Origin of the sequence: Erythrobacter fulvus (genome assembly GCF_028595285.1) — a bacterium.
Taxonomy (GTDB): Bacteria; Pseudomonadota; Alphaproteobacteria; order Sphingomonadales; family Sphingomonadaceae; genus Erythrobacter; species Erythrobacter fulvus.
In genome coordinates this window covers 128,269-142,007 of the sequence record NZ_JAQQXQ010000008.1, presented here as the reverse complement: position 1 = coordinate 142,007, position 13,739 = coordinate 128,269, and the positions used below count along the sequence as shown (strand labels likewise).

General features: G+C 63.3%; 11 protein-coding genes and 1 pseudogene. 7 read left to right on the top strand and 5 right to left on the bottom strand.

Features of this window, described 5'->3' with window-relative positions; all coding sequences use genetic code 11:
* Nucleotides 1-64 precede the first annotated feature (64 nt).
* Nucleotides 65-229, bottom strand: a pseudogene (locus OIK40_RS15105) (IS3 family transposase); the annotation flags it as partial.
* A gap of 121 nt (nt 230-350) precedes the next feature.
* Here OIK40_RS15105 and OIK40_RS11760 point away from each other — a divergent pair.
* Nucleotides 351-530: a hypothetical protein gene (locus tag OIK40_RS11760; RefSeq protein WP_273678528.1), complete on the top strand. Its 180-nt coding sequence runs from the start codon at nt 351-353 to the stop codon at nt 528-530.
* Nucleotides 531-731: 201 nt separating this feature from the next.
* On the opposite strand, the gene OIK40_RS11755 is transcribed toward OIK40_RS11760, so the two are convergent.
* Nucleotides 732-1,481, bottom strand: a complete 750-nt coding sequence (locus OIK40_RS11755) for a class I SAM-dependent methyltransferase (protein WP_273678527.1) — start codon at nt 1,479-1,481, stop codon at nt 732-734.
* A complete protein-coding gene (locus OIK40_RS11750) occupies nt 1,478-2,560 on the bottom strand; it encodes a glycosyltransferase family 2 protein (RefSeq protein ID WP_273678526.1) in 1,083 nt (360 codons plus the stop codon). Before OIK40_RS11750 ends, OIK40_RS11755 begins: the two co-directional genes overlap by 4 nt.
* Nucleotides 2,561-2,630: 70 nt before the next feature.
* Between OIK40_RS11750 and OIK40_RS15055 the strand changes: the two genes are divergently transcribed.
* The 3 genes from OIK40_RS15055 to OIK40_RS11735 all read left to right on the top strand — a co-directional run bounded on the left by OIK40_RS15055 (nt 2,631) and on the right by OIK40_RS11735 (nt 5,962).
* Nucleotides 2,631-3,329 carry a GtrA family protein gene (locus OIK40_RS15055; RefSeq protein ID WP_309557558.1) on the top strand — a complete coding sequence of 233 codons (699 nt, stop codon included), beginning with the start codon at nt 2,631-2,633 and terminating at the stop codon, nt 3,327-3,329.
* A complete protein-coding gene (locus tag OIK40_RS11740; RefSeq protein ID WP_273678525.1) occupies nt 3,326-4,888 on the top strand; it encodes a hypothetical protein in 1,563 nt (520 codons plus the stop codon). Before OIK40_RS15055 ends, OIK40_RS11740 begins: the two co-directional genes overlap by 4 nt.
* A 114-nt stretch (nt 4,889-5,002) precedes the next feature.
* On the top strand, nt 5,003-5,962 hold the full coding sequence (locus tag OIK40_RS11735) for an NAD(P)H-binding protein (RefSeq protein ID WP_273678524.1): 960 nt from the start codon (nt 5,003-5,005) through the stop codon (nt 5,960-5,962).
* Here OIK40_RS11735 and OIK40_RS11730 read toward each other — a convergent pair.
* The gene (locus OIK40_RS11730) at nt 5,959-7,860 is read right to left on the bottom strand and encodes a beta-galactosidase (protein ID WP_273678523.1); all 1,902 of its coding nucleotides are present in this window, start codon (nt 7,858-7,860) and stop codon (nt 5,959-5,961) included. The two genes, OIK40_RS11735 and OIK40_RS11730, sit on opposite strands and share 4 nt — an antisense overlap.
* Complete coding sequence (locus OIK40_RS11725; RefSeq protein ID WP_273678533.1) at nt 7,857-9,944, bottom strand: alpha-galactosidase; 2,088 nt, start codon at nt 9,942-9,944, stop codon at nt 7,857-7,859. Before OIK40_RS11725 ends, OIK40_RS11730 begins: the two co-directional genes overlap by 4 nt.
* Nucleotides 9,945-10,055: 111 nt before the next feature.
* Between OIK40_RS11725 and OIK40_RS11720 the strand changes: the two genes are divergently transcribed.
* From OIK40_RS11720 to galK, 3 genes are read left to right on the top strand one after another with little or no spacing between them, the layout of a single operon-like run.
* Nucleotides 10,056-11,537 (top strand): sodium:solute symporter family transporter, encoded by a 1,482-nt coding sequence (locus tag OIK40_RS11720; protein WP_273678522.1) that lies wholly within the window; start codon nt 10,056-10,058, stop codon nt 11,535-11,537.
* Entirely contained in the window at nt 11,537-12,571 is a 1,035-nt protein-coding gene (locus tag OIK40_RS11715) for a UDP-glucose--hexose-1-phosphate uridylyltransferase (RefSeq protein ID WP_273678521.1), read from the top strand. The genes OIK40_RS11720 and OIK40_RS11715 overlap by 1 nt, the downstream gene beginning before the upstream one ends.
* Nucleotides 12,568-13,731, top strand: coding sequence for a galactokinase (gene galK / locus OIK40_RS11710; RefSeq protein ID WP_273678520.1), 1,164 nt, complete (start codon nt 12,568-12,570; stop codon nt 13,729-13,731). The genes OIK40_RS11715 and galK overlap by 4 nt, the downstream gene beginning before the upstream one ends.
* Nucleotides 13,732-13,739 lie beyond the last annotated feature (8 nt).

Below are 13,739 nucleotides of genomic sequence, written 5' to 3'. Positions count from 1 at the left end.
GATCTCCGCTTCACGCAGCTTGCCGATGATCTCTTCCGGCCTGTGCTTCCTTGCCATTCCATTCCTCCTTCGTGACCAATTCTAAAATAGAAATTGGGCCACTCAGAAGGGGGCAGATCATCTTGTCCTCGGCCGAAAAGTGCCGCCGGGTTCGGCGCCGGATGTCCTTCACAACCTGCTCGGCAGGGGCCTTCGTCAGCGATTTTGCATTGGAGTGTTTGGGTCTCATCTTCGTTCCTTCGTCACTACGACGAGACCCAAACACTCCTTAAATCACAACCTCAAATCTGTGCCATAGGCGCTGACGGGGACAGCCGCATGAAAAACCGACCGGCAGCGCCAACAATTTCATGGCGATCCGGATCGAGGAGCATGGCCTCGCCGATGACAGCGTATCTGGCAAGCGCACCTTTGCCAGCGCCGAGCCCGACCCTGACACGGGCGGCTGGCGCATCGTCATGCATTGGCACCAATGGATGTGCGCCCGCGGGCCCAATTCGGGCAAGTGGACATCCGCTTCGTGCCCCTGAAGTGGCGGCACGCGAGCCGTGTCATGGCCGGCATTCTTGATCCGACCGGGCGAGCAACGTTATGCCAAGTCGGTGCGAACGGATTTCTTACCTGTGTCCGCCCGTAACATTCCGCGTCGCAAACGCCGTCCGGCTCCACAAATCACTGAAAAATATTGTAAAACCCCTCAATTCCCGGGTCGGGATAACAGGGGGGAGCGCTTAACAAGCGCGCAGCACGTAGGCCTGTGTCCAAAGCAGTCCGCGTAGGACAGGAATATGGCGGATCACCGCTTCAATCCCGCGCAGCAGGCTTTGGCCCGCCTTTCCTCCGAAGTCGGCGATCAATGGCAGATAGAATCCGAAGCGCTCGTGTCGTTCTATCCGGAAACCGGTCGATTCGAGCTGTTGTTGAAGCTGCGAAGCCGTGAGCAGGTTGATGTGACCAAGCTCGTCCACATTGCCGTAGATTTTGCGGGCAAGGGCAAGCACGGCAGGAAACTGGAGCAGCCGCGCGGCCAATTCCATCGTGGCATAGCGCTGCGGCGTTGTCAGGATGAACAGACCGCCCGGCTTCAGCGAGGCCCGGATTTCACGCAGCATCGCGATCGAACGCTCGGGCGGCACATGTTCGAGCACCTCCGAACTGAGCACCACGTCCTGATTTTCTACATCGAAGGGGCAGGTGGCATCGCGGACATGGGCGCTGACATTGGGCAGTCCCTGCACGCTCTCGATGAAATCGGGGTTGATGTCGATGGCAGTCACCTGCGCGCCGGTTCGTGATAGGAACCGCGTGAAGATGCCGCAGCCCACGCCCACCTCCAGGATCCGCGTCTCCGGTCCGACCCCGGCCAGCGCCTGTTCCACCCATGTGCGGCGCGCACTGTGCAGGCTGCGCCGTGTCGGGTTGGGATCGGCATAGAGATTGGCCTGAAAAGCGATGTCGTGCTGGCGTGTGAGGCTGTTCATCGCGGGCTCCTGTTCGGTGAAGAAGGATTGATTGCGCAAGCGGCATGGAAGGCTTCCAGACCGATGGACTCGCGGACAATGTAAATCGGGCGCTGTTTGGTTTCGGTCAGGATCCGTCCGACATATTCGCCAAGCACGCCGAGCGAAATGAGCTGGACGCCTCCCAGAAACAGCACCGAAACCATAATGGACGCGTATCCAGGCACGAGCGCGCCGAAAATCAGGGTTTTGATGGTAAGAAAGGCGGCGTAGATCAGAGCAAGCATGGCGATGCTGGCGCCGACATAGCTCCAGATCCGCAAAGGCACGGTCGAGGCCGAGGTGATCCCGTCGAGTGCCAGTGTCCATAGCTTCCAGTAATTGAATTTGCTGGTGCCTGCGGCTCGTTCGATACGGTCATATTCGACCGCGTCCTGCCGGAAGCCGCTCCAAGCAAACAGACCCTTCATGAAGCGGTTGCGCTCGGGAAGCTTGCGGATCACCTCGACGACCTTGCGGTCGAGCAGCCTGAAGTCGCCGGCGTGCTCCGGGATCTTGTCTCTGCTCAGGGCATTGTGGGTGCGGTAGTAGAGATCTGCCGTCATGCGCTTCAGCAAGGTATCGGTGCCGCGATTGCGACGGACTCCGTAGACGACATCGCAACCGGCGCGCCACTTGGCCACCATTTCAACGAGCACTTCCGGCGGGTCCTGAAGATCGACGTCCATCGGCACGACCGCGTCGCCGGCAGCATAATCCAAGCCTGCAGAAAGCGCAGCTTCCTTGCCGAAATTGCGGGAGAGCGAAAGCGCTCGCACCCGCTGATCACGTTCGTGCCAGGCAGCGATCACGGCAAGTGTGGTATCGCTGCTGCCGTCGTCGACAAACAGGATCTCCCAATTGCCCTCGGGCGCAACCTGATCGAGCACGGCGGAAACCCGAGTAACAAAGGCCCCGATCGATTCCTGCTCGTCCTTTACAGGTGCGATAACGGAAACGAGCGGTACGCGGAGCCCCGCTTCGGCAAGGCCCCAGGCTTCCGGATGGCGGACTGCTGTCGCATGGTCTGCAACGAAATTGCCGATCGATTGATAGGTCATGGGGCCCTTTCCTGACGCAAGGCTAGATCAGGATGGTTAACGGGACGTATATCCGGGCTGTCTTTTCATTGTGGCATTACCGGACGGCGCCCTTTTGCAAAGCCCGCGTCCAGTCTGGCGAGAGTCGAAGCTCTTAACGCCGAATTTACCATTCTCTCATAGTCCCGCCCTGCGCTGCTGGAGGGTCCATGAGGTGCAATCCGATGCTTCTTTTTCGGATGGCTCCTGTGGATCGGACAGGGGGCGTCCCAGCTACCAAATCGTCCCGCCCCGTTCACGGCGGGCAGACCATGCGAGAACCATCTTGCCGCTGAGCGACCGTAATACCAGAGGCGGATGCACCACGAGAGGGAAGTCCGAGCCTCTCGTTTCGTATGCTATCCGGCAGTTCTTCCGGCTGATCCCTTTTCTGGTGACAGGGGTGGCCAATTCAATCGTCGGTTTTTCGACGATATTCTTCTGTCTGGCTATCGGGGCTGACGGCATCACGGCAAACATTGTCGGTTATGCTGTTGCTTTGACTTGTTCGTTCCTGCTGAATCGGCACTATGTCTTCGGTGTCAGGGGAACGATATCGCACACCGAAGTGGGCCGGTTCATTGCTGTCTTCTTCACCGCTTTCGGGGTCAACATGGCCGTGCTGCTGCTGACGCAGTCGATGCTGGGCGAAGGCAGCCCGGTTGCGCAGGTGCTTGCTGTCGGTGCGTATACGCTGGTTTTCTATCCGCTGACGCGACTGTTCGTTTTCAGGCGGAAAAGCGTCGCATGATGATTACAAGCTCTGCAGGCGCGATCGGATATGGCTTTCGCAGCGACCGGATAAGCTGGCTCGATACACGGACGGCGTTTGCCCTTCTGTGCCTTGCCGCAATTATGCCCTTGCTGTTTGTCGGCATGCCGCCGCTGGTGGACCTTTTTGGTCATTACGGGCGCTATGTCGTCCAGACCGATATCGAAAACCGGCCGGCGCTCCAGGAATTCTATTCCTACCAATGGCAACTGATCGGCAATCTGGGCGGCGACCTGCTGGTTCAGGCCCTGCACGGATTGCTGGGCCTTGAAACCGCGATCAAGCTTGTCGTGATCGGCACGCAGCTGCTGGCCACAGCCGGAATCCTGCTAGTGAGCCGGGAATGTCACGGCCGCATCACCCCCTTTGCCGTGATGGCGCTGCCGCTGATTTACGGGCTGCCATTCAATTACGGTTTCCTCAATTTCTCGCTCAGCATGGCGCTTGGCCTGCTGGCCTTCGTGCTGTGGATGCGGCTCGACCGCGCCGGGCGGAACAACGCGGCGCGCATCTGGCTGGGTGTGTCGGGTGTCGTCATCTGGGTGTGTCACACCTTTGGCTGGGCGTTTCTGGGTCTGCTGTGCGGTTCGAGTGTGCTGGCCGGCGTGATCGCCGCCCGCGAACGGCCTATCGCCGCCTTGCGGCAAATCCTCGGCGCATGCTGGCCGCTGCTGCTCCCGCTGGTGCCGATGCTTGTCTGGCGCACCGGTGCGGGGGGGCTCGATTTGCAGGGCTGGACGCTCAGCTACAAGCTGCAATGGCTGATTTCGGCTTTCCGCAACAAGTGGGTCGTGTTTGACGTCGTATCGCTCATCGCCGTCGTGATCACGATCTACTGGGCGGCCCGTACCCGTGAAGTTGCATGGGACAGGCGCTTGGGTACGGCGGCGGCGATCTGTTTCGCCAGCTTCATGATCCTGCCGGTACAGGTGTTCGGATCGATGTTCGCCGACATGCGGCTGGTGCCCTACATTCTGATTGTCGCCCTTCTGGCGATATCCCCGCGAGGCATCGAACCCAAGACCCTGCGGATCATCAGCCTGATGGCTGTCGCCTTTTTCGCCGGCCGAACGCTGGTGACGGGCGCTGCCTACGTGGCGCAGGAACGGACTGTGGAGGAAACGCTTCCAGCGATCGAATCCATCCCCGAAGGATCGCGTGTTGCCTTCCTGTCGATTGTCCCGTGCAAGACGACGTGGGAATTGCCGGTGCTGTCGCATATGGGCGGGGTGGCGCTTGCCCGGCGCAATGTCTTCGTCAATAACCAGTGGCAGGTTCCGGGGGTAAACCCGCTGATCGTGCATTACCCGGCGGCGGCGCCGTTTGAGCATGATCCTTCGCAATTTGTGCACTCGGGCGCATGTGATGCTGCCGTATACCCCGATCTTTCGCAGGCACTGCGTCAAATCCCGCAGGACGCATTCACGCATGTTTGGATCGTCGGTCCGGTGCCCGATCCGCTGATTTTGCCTGATGGGCTGGAACCGGTTCCGCACGCCGGAAAGGGCGCGCTGCTCGCCGTGGGTGGCGGGCAATAGGCCGCACCATGACGAGGCCGGATTTGCACGGCCCACGCAAACAGGCAACGGCAACTGGTTGCGAGGGCGCTATGTCTCAATCGCTGATTTGACCGGTTTCGCCGGCGCGTTACTGTGCGTGCGATTATGGCGGGCGGGATCTCTTCAAGCCGGGTGCTGGTGGCCGGAGCAAGCGGTACGATCGGGCGCGCGGTCGTGCGGCAACTGGTCGCGGACGGGTATCGCGTCACCGCGTTGCTGCGATCGGTCGGGAGCGGGAACGATCTTCCCGAGCTGGCCGGCGCCGATGTCGTGCAGGCCGCATTGTCGGATAGGTCCGGTCTGGAGCGGGTGTTCGCTGCTGCCTCGCCCGACTGCGTGATTTCCTGCATCGCCTCGCGCAGCGGCGCACCCAAGGACGCGCAGGCGATCGATTACGCCGCCAATATTGCGCTGCTTGCGGCAGCACAGGCGGCGGGGGCGGGGCAGTTCATCCTGCTTTCGGCCATTTGCGTGCAAAAGCCGCTGCTCGCCTTCCAGCATGCCAAGCTCGCCTTCGAGGCCGAACTGGCGGCGAGCGGGATCGATTATGCGATCATCCGTCCGACCGCGTTCTTCAAGTCGCTGTCGGGGCAGGTCAAGCGGGTTAAGGCGGGCAAGCCGTTCCTTGTCTTCGGGGGCGGCGAATTGACGCGCTGCAAGCCGATCAGCGATAATGATCTGGCGCGCTTCATCGCACAATGCATCGGCAATCCCGAAACCCGCGGGCGCATCCTGCCGATCGGCGGCCCCGGCCCGGCGATCTCCTTGCGTGAGCAGGGCGAAATGCTGTGCGAGCTGGCAGGAAGGCCCGCCCGCTTCAAATCGGTCTCTCCCAGGCTGTTCACCTATGCCGAACGGGCACTAAACGTCGGCGCGGGCGTGTCCGACTGGTTTGCCGAAAAGGCCGAATATGCCCGTATCGCGCGCTACTACGCGACCGAGAGCATGTTGGTGCTCGATCCGGCGAGTGGCACTTACAGCGCCGATCTTACCCCGGAATTCGGCAGCGAAACTCTGCGCGATCACTATGCGAGGCTGCTGGCCGGGGATTAGAGCGCGGCGATGTCGCAAGCTGCCGGAGCGAGCGTCTTGCCGAGATGCGGCACGAATACCGGCTCCTTCGCGTAATTGAAGGTGAAAGCGTGGCTGGTAGAGCGGCGCAGGCGGATGCCGTCGGGCAGGTCGATCAGCGGTACGCCCGCCTCTTGCGCCATGCGCTCGACCAATAGCGCGAGCAACGTGCGGTCGGGCCAGATCGCGCAATAACGGACATTGTTCTGGCTATAGACCACGCCGCGCCCCGCCGTGTCTGCTAGCTCGGGGGCCAGCTCGCTTTCCACATCTTCGCGCCAGCGGGTAACGGCGAAGCCTTCGGCAGGTTCGCTGAACCCGTCGCGCAGGCTTTCGACGCGGGTGACTGTAAGCGGGATAAGCGGTTTGAGATCGCCCGGTGCAAGGCCTTCGGGGATGCGGAAGCTAGCTGTCCTGCTGCCAGATCGCGGGCCTATCAGGACCGGACAGCCGAGTGCGCCCAGCTTGTCGGCAAAGCCTTCCGGCATGATCGGAAGGGTCGGTACAATTACCACGCGGTAGGCGGATAGATCCGCCCGCGGTGCCACGATATCGACGTCGAGGCCCCGCGCCCGCAGCGCCGAATAGGTTTCGAACACCAGTTCGAGATAGCGGAAGCTTTGCCCCTGCGGCTGGATGCCGATTGTCCATGCCGCCTCGTAGGAGAACACCAGCGCGACGGGCGCGCGCGCGGCCTGCTGCGGGCCGATCTCGGCCAATATCGCCGATGCCGTTCGCACCTCGGGCGCGGCCTCGGCCTCGCTGCTGTCGGGCCGCAGCAGGCTAGCGTGCATCTGCTCCTGCGCGAAGGGTGCCTGCCGCCAGCGGAAATAGCTGGTGAACTCGGCTCCGTGCGCGGCGGCTTCCAGCGTCCACAGTGCGACCATCCCCGGCAGCGGCGCGGGGTTGAAGCGCGCCCAGTTCACCGGTCCGGGCTGCTGTTCCATCACCCCCCAGCGCGCGTTCGCGCAGCCGCGGTAAAGATCATGGTGGAAGGCGGCGATATCGGGGTGTCCCTGACGCAGATAGGCGCGCTTTTCTTCCGCAGAGAACCAGAACTGTTCGAGAAAGCCGAGCGGATAGGAATCCCACGTCGCCACATCAATGTCGCGGCCAACATCGTGATGATCGAACTCGGTGAAGAAGCCCATGAAGTTGTGGGTGATGTCGCGCCCCTGAGAATGGGCGCGGATGATTTCCACCTGTTCGCGATTGAAGCTTGCGACCTGATGCGAGGCGAAGCGGCGATAGTCGAGCCAATGTGCGGGGTTCGCCTCGGTCACGGTCAGATGCGGCGGATCGACTTCGGCAAAGCTGCGGTATTCCATGCTCCAGAACACGTTGCCCCACGCTTCATTTAGCGCTTGCGGCGTGCCGTAACGCGCCGCGAGCCAGCCTCTGAACGCCGAAGCGGCGGCGTCCGAGAAGCTGAGCACTGTGTCGTGGCAGCCATATTCATTGTCGGTCTGCCACATAACGATGGCCGGGTGATTGCCGTACCTTTCGGCCAGCACGGCGACGATCCGGCGGCACTCGGCGCGGTAGCCTTCGTGGCTGAAGCAGTAATGCCGCCGCGAACCGAAGCCTCTTGGATGCCCCTGTTCGTCGATGGCGACCATGTCGGGCATCTTATCGACCAGCCACTTGGGCGGGGTGGCGGTGGGGGTGCCAAGGATCACCTGCAATCCGTCTGCGTGCAGCGTGTCGATCGCGCGGTCGAGCCAGCCCCAGTCATAGCGTCCCGGCTCGGGTTCGATCCGGCTCCACGCGAATTCGCCGATGCGCACCAGCGACAGGCCCATTTTGGCCATCCGCCGGGCATCCTCGGCCCACATTTCTTCCGGCCAGTGTTCGGGATAGTAGCAGCAGCCGAGTTTCATTGAGGCAGTCTCTCCAGCGCGACGAGCCACGCGGTTTCAGGGTGGGTGAGGGGCAGGGCCAGACCCTGCGACATCAAGGCGCGGCCCGAAAGGGTCAGGCCGCTTTCCCACGCCTGCCAGTCATTAAGGTAGAGCGAGGCCTTGCCCGGCCATGGGCGCGGCAGGGTCACGCGGTAGCGCGCCTCGTCCTCAAGTCCCTTGAGGCGCAGCGGCACGGCATCAAAGACCGGCGAAAACGCGGTCTGCGCCGCGACTGCCAGCGCCTTGTCATCATGCATTGCCATCTGCGCGAAAATGCCGGGATCGGGATGGTCGAGCGCGAACCAGCGTCCCGTATGCAGCACGCCCCGCCAATCCTTGTAGAGAGCGATATGCGTCGCCAGCACGCTGCGCTCATGCTCGCTCATCGCACCGGGATCGGCTTCGACCCCCATGTGCCCGAACAGTGCCACCTTGGCGCGGAAATCCATTGACGTAGCGCGTCCGGTGATCGGATTGGGCGAGGGACCGACGTGATTGCCGAGCACCTCGAGCGGCAGCAAGTGGCTCCACGCGCGCATGATCCTGAGGCGTTCGATCGGATCATTGTTGTCGGACGGCCAGACCCGGTGGACGCGAGAAAGAACGCCATAATCGATGCGCCCGCCGCCGCTTGAACAACTCTCGATCTCGACTGTGGGGTTAGCCGCGCGCAGCGCGTCGAGCAGGGCATAGAACCCCTCGGTCTGGCCCGTGACCGAGGGGAAGAGATCGCGGTTGTGATCCCACTTGAGGTAGGCAATCGGGTTTTCGCGCAGCAGCGCATCGAGGCGGTCAAACAGGTAATCGCGGACCTCGCCGCGTGACATGTCGAGCGCCAGCTGGCCGCGCATGGTGGGGCGTTCGCGGCCTACGTTGTGCAGGCACCAGTCCGGGTGCGCGCGGTAGAGGTCGCTCTCGGGCGAAACCATTTCCGGCTCGACCCACAGGCCGAAATCCATACCGAGCGCGTGCACATGGGCAATCAGCGGGCCGAGGCCGTTTGGGAAGATGTCGGGCGACACGTGCCAGTCGCCGAGGCTGCTGCGGTCATTGCGCCGACGGGCGAACCACCCGTCGTCGAGCACGAAGCGTTCGATTCCCAGTGCCGCTGCACTGTCGGCCAATGCCATCAGCTTCGGCTCCGACAGGCCGAAGCCCAGCGCCTCCCACGAATTGATGTGGACCTTGCGCGGGCTCCATGCGGCGCGGACAGGCAGGATTTCTGCGCGCAGATAGGTATGAAGTTGCTGCGCCAGCGCCGACCCGTTCGCAGCCAGCGCCAGCACCGCCATCGGCGTTTCGGTCGACGATGCCGCAGGCAGCAAGCCGTATCCGGCATCTTTCATAGTGCCCATCTGCAACACGGCGCGCCCATCCGCGGTCCCCGCCGGGTCGCAGTCGATAGTGGTGTGGTAGTCCCCGCTCCAGGCAAGATGCGCGCCAAGCACCTGGCCGCTCGCCGGGTCGTGGAGGATCAGCCAGTTTCCGCCGCCAAAGCCCGGTTTGCCGCCTGACGACTTGCGGGCGAAGCCTTCGGGGGCGAGGGTGCGGCGCTCCTCGCGCATTTCGCCGGACCATCGCCCTGCGAAGCTGGTGACCTCGGTAAAACGCTGCGGGATCGGGAGCGATACCGCAGCCGACCGCGCCAGTTCGAGATCCTGTCCGGAGGCGTTGGCGATGATGCGTTCCACCTCAATCACGTCGCTCGCCGTGATCCGCCAGGTGACGAAGACGTCCACCTCCAGCGCATCATCGGCAAAGGTGATCTCGATCCTGTTGTCGGCGGCAGACCAGTCGGCGGTTCTGAAATCAGTTTCCAGCCGCTTGCCCGCAAGCCGGAGCTCAATCGCAGGCGTGCCGCTCCACCCGCCCTTGCGTTCGGGCAGCAGGCCCGGCACCGGCGGGACATCGGGCTGGCTTTCGTGCCGTCCGCGCTTGCCTGCTGCGGCGAGGGCGGTGAGGTCTTCGCTCTCTGGCAGGCGCGTGCCGAGATAGACGAGGTCCGCCGTGCCGCCACGTTCCAGCGCGAACACCAGCGTCACCGCCACGCCATCGAGCCGCACGTGTTCCAAGCAGACCTCTCCCGTCGGCGCCGGTGATGATCTTTGCCGCAAGGCTTGTCCGGCTGCTGTCAATGCGCTGTAACCCCGCCAATCGAGAGGGGAAAGCACGCAATGTTCGATGCCATGCCGACCGGCAGCCTGATCCAAATCGCGGTGTGCATCGGCCTGACCGCTGCGATCGGACTGGCGACATGGCTTACAATCCGCCGCGCCGCGCATGATGGTTCGTCAAAGGATGTCTATCTTGCCGGGGGCAAGCTGTCGTGGCTGTTCGTGGCGGGCTCCATCACGCTCACCAACCTTTCTACCGATCAGCTGGTAGGGATGAACGGCAACCAGATGGCGCTGCTGGCGTGGTGGGAGATCTGCGGGTTCTTCGGCCTGCTGATCCTCGCCTTCGTGTTCGTGCCGGTCTATTACCGCGAGCAGTGCACCACCGTCACCGAACTGCTCGAAAAGCGGTATGGCGGACGCAGCATCCGGACGCTGATCTCGGGACTGTTTCTGGCCGGCAACGTGCTGATCTATCTTCCGGCCGCGCTCTATTCGGGCAGCCTGTTCATGCGCGCGCTGTTCGGCGAAGGGGTGCCGCTGCTTGCCTTCGCGGCGATCCTGGCGTTGATTTCTGCGGGCTACACGATCTTCGGCGGATTGCGCGCGGTGGCGGTGATGGACACCTGGTCGGGGGTGGGCATCCTTGGCCTCGCTATGCTGATCGTGGTGCTGGGGTTGGCGGCGGCCGATTGGGACATCGTTTCCGGCGTTCCGGTCGAACGGCTGACCATGATCGGCGGGCCCGACAGCCCGATCCCGTGGCAGACCCTGCTGACGGGCATGATCTTCATCCAGATCTTCTACTGGTCGACCAACCAGAACCTGACCCAGAAGGCGATGGCGGCCCCCACTATCCGCGAGGCGCAGAAGGGCGTTTTGGTCGCTGCGGTGATCCGCATCCTGATCGTGCCGCCGATCGTGGTGATCCCCGGGATCGTGGCCTTCAAGCTGTTCGGGCAGGTGGGCGACAATGCCTATGGGATGCTGGTGGCCCAGATCCTGCCACCGTGGCTTTCAGGCGCCTTTGCCGCGATGGTGGCAGCGGCGGTAATCACTACCTTCAGCGCGGTGCTCAATTCCTCCGTGGCGCTCTATGCAGTCGATTTCCACGAGCAGTTCGTGGGCGAGGTGAAGGATCACTGGAAACTCGCCGCTGCCGTTTCTGTGCTGCTGACGGTCGTGGCGATCCTGCTGGTACCGATGTATCAATCCGCCACCAGCATCATCAATCTGCTTCAGCAATTGAACGGGCTGCTCTCCATGCCGATCCTCAGCGCCTTTGTCGTCGGCCTGCTGTTCCGCGGGGTGAAGGCGTCCGCGGCAATCGCCGGGGTGGTATGGGGCGTGGCGCTCTACGGGCTTTACACCTTCCGCTTGCAGCCCGACGGCATCATCACGCTGCACTACATCCACTTCATGGTGATCACGCTGGTGACCAGTGTCACAGCAGCGCTGGCGGTTAACCGCTTCGTGCTGGGCGGGCGGGCCGTATTCGCGCCGCGCACGGCGTTGGCGCGGTCGCAGGAAAGGGCGGCCTGATGGCGATCGATCGCGCCAGACCGCACCGGCGCCATAATCCGTTGACGGGTGGCTGGGTGCAGGTCTCCCCGCAGCGCATGGGGCGTCCGTGGCAGGGCGAAGTCACTCCGCCGGAGCCGCCGCCGCCCGCCCATGATCCCGCCTGCTACCTGTGTCCCGGCAATGCCCGTGTCGGGGGAGCGCGCAATCCGGATTACGCCGGCGTCCACGTGTTCGATAATGATTTCCCCGCGCTGACCGATGATGCCGGCGAGGCAAGCGGCGATGATCCGCTGTTCCGCGCCGAGGCGTCGGCAGGCGTCTGCCGCGTGATCTGCTTCTCGCCCGATCACGGTAAATCGCTTCCCTTGCTCGCGCCGGAGCAGCTGCGCGCTGTGGTTGATTGCTGGGCAGGTCAGACCGCCGAACTTGGCGATCGCTTCGGCAATGTGCAGGTGTTCGAGAACAAGGGGGCGATGATGGGCTGTTCCAACCCGCATCCTCACGGGCAGATCTGGGCGACCGCGCATGTTCCGCAGGAGACCGCGACCGAGGACGCATGCCAGCGTGCCTACATGGCCGCGCATGGCCGCCCGCTTCTGATCGATGTGGCTGAGCGGGAAGCGGCAAAGGGTGATCGCGTGGTCGAGGCGAATGCAGATTGGCTCGCCATCGTGCCCTTCTGGGCGGCCTGGCCGTTCGAGACATTGTTGCTGCCTCGCTTTGCCGTGCAGCGCCTGCCGCAGCTGGGTGATGCGCAGCGCGAAAGTCTCGCGGCGATCCTGAAGGCTCTCACGACCCGATACGACAACCTGTTCGAGACGAGCTTTCCCTATTCGATGGGCTGGCATCAGGCACCCTTCGGCATGGCCGATATCGACCACTGGCAGCTCCACGCCCATTTCTACCCGCCGCTGCTGCGCTCTGCCGAAGTGCGCAAATTCATGGTCGGTTACGAGATGCTCGCCGAGCCGCAGCGCGACCTGACGCCCGAACGTGCGGCGGAAATGCTGCGCGCAGTCAGCGGAACAGTGCATTACCGGAGCCGCCCATGAACCGCCGTGACCGCCTGATTTCCCGTGTCATCGAAGGTTACCGCACCGCCTATGGCGAAGCACCCATCGCGCTGTTCGCCGCACCGGGACGGGTCAACCTCATCGGTGAGCATGTCGATTACAATGACGGGCTGGTGCTGCCCTGCGCGATCGATCGGGAGACCATCGTCGCGATCGGCCCGGGCGAAGGCGGCGTGGTTGAAACCGTCGCGCTCGACATGGGCGCGGGTGCGCGGGACAGTTTTGCCCCCGACGGGATGATCGCGCGCGCGGACGCCGAATGGCAGAACCATGTGCGCGGGGTGGTGCATTTCACTCAGGCTGACGGTCATGATGTGCAGCCTGCGCGGATCGCCGTGGCCGGAGACGTGCCGATCGGGGCAGGGCTGTCGTCCTCGGCATCCTTCGGCGTGGCGGTGGGGCTGGCGCTTTGCGAGCATTCGGGCATCTACCTTGCTCCCGATCAGCTCGCACTGATCGCGCAAGGCGCGGAAAACGACTTTGTCGGTTGCGCCTGCGGGATCATGGACCAGATGGCCTCGGCCGCATGCATCGAAGGATCGGCGCTGCTGCTCGACTGCCGGTCGCTGGAAACCCGCGCCGTTGCGATTCACCCCTCGCTGGCAATCTCGGTGATCGATTCGGGCATCCGCCGCCAGTTGACGACAAGCGCCTTCAACCAGCGCCGCGCCGAATGCGAGGCAGCGGCCCGGCATTATGGCGTAACGGCGCTGCGCGATCTCGATCCGGCCGGGCTTGAGGCAGGGCGCGGCGGATTGGATGAAACGCTGTTCGCCCGCGCCCGCCACGTCGTCTCCGAAATCGGCCGGGTGGAGGCTGTTGCCGCCGCTCTCGCTGCAGGCGATGTTCGTGCGCTAGGTCGCCTGCTTGCCGAAGGGCACCGGTCGCTGGCCACGGATTTTGCCGTCTCGCTCCCTGCGCTCGATCGCCTCGCCGGCATCGTCGGCGACGCCTTGGGCGAGGCGGGCGGGGTGCGCCTGACGGGCGCTGGTTTCGGCGGGTGCCTTGTTGCAGTGAGTGATGCCGCCGCCGCACCGAGGGTTGCCGAAGCTGTCGCGCGCTACAATAACGAGGCGGAGGTGCTTGCCCGAACCGACGTTTTCCGTCCCGCTGCCGGAGCGGCGCGGATCGCGATGTAGGGGCTAAA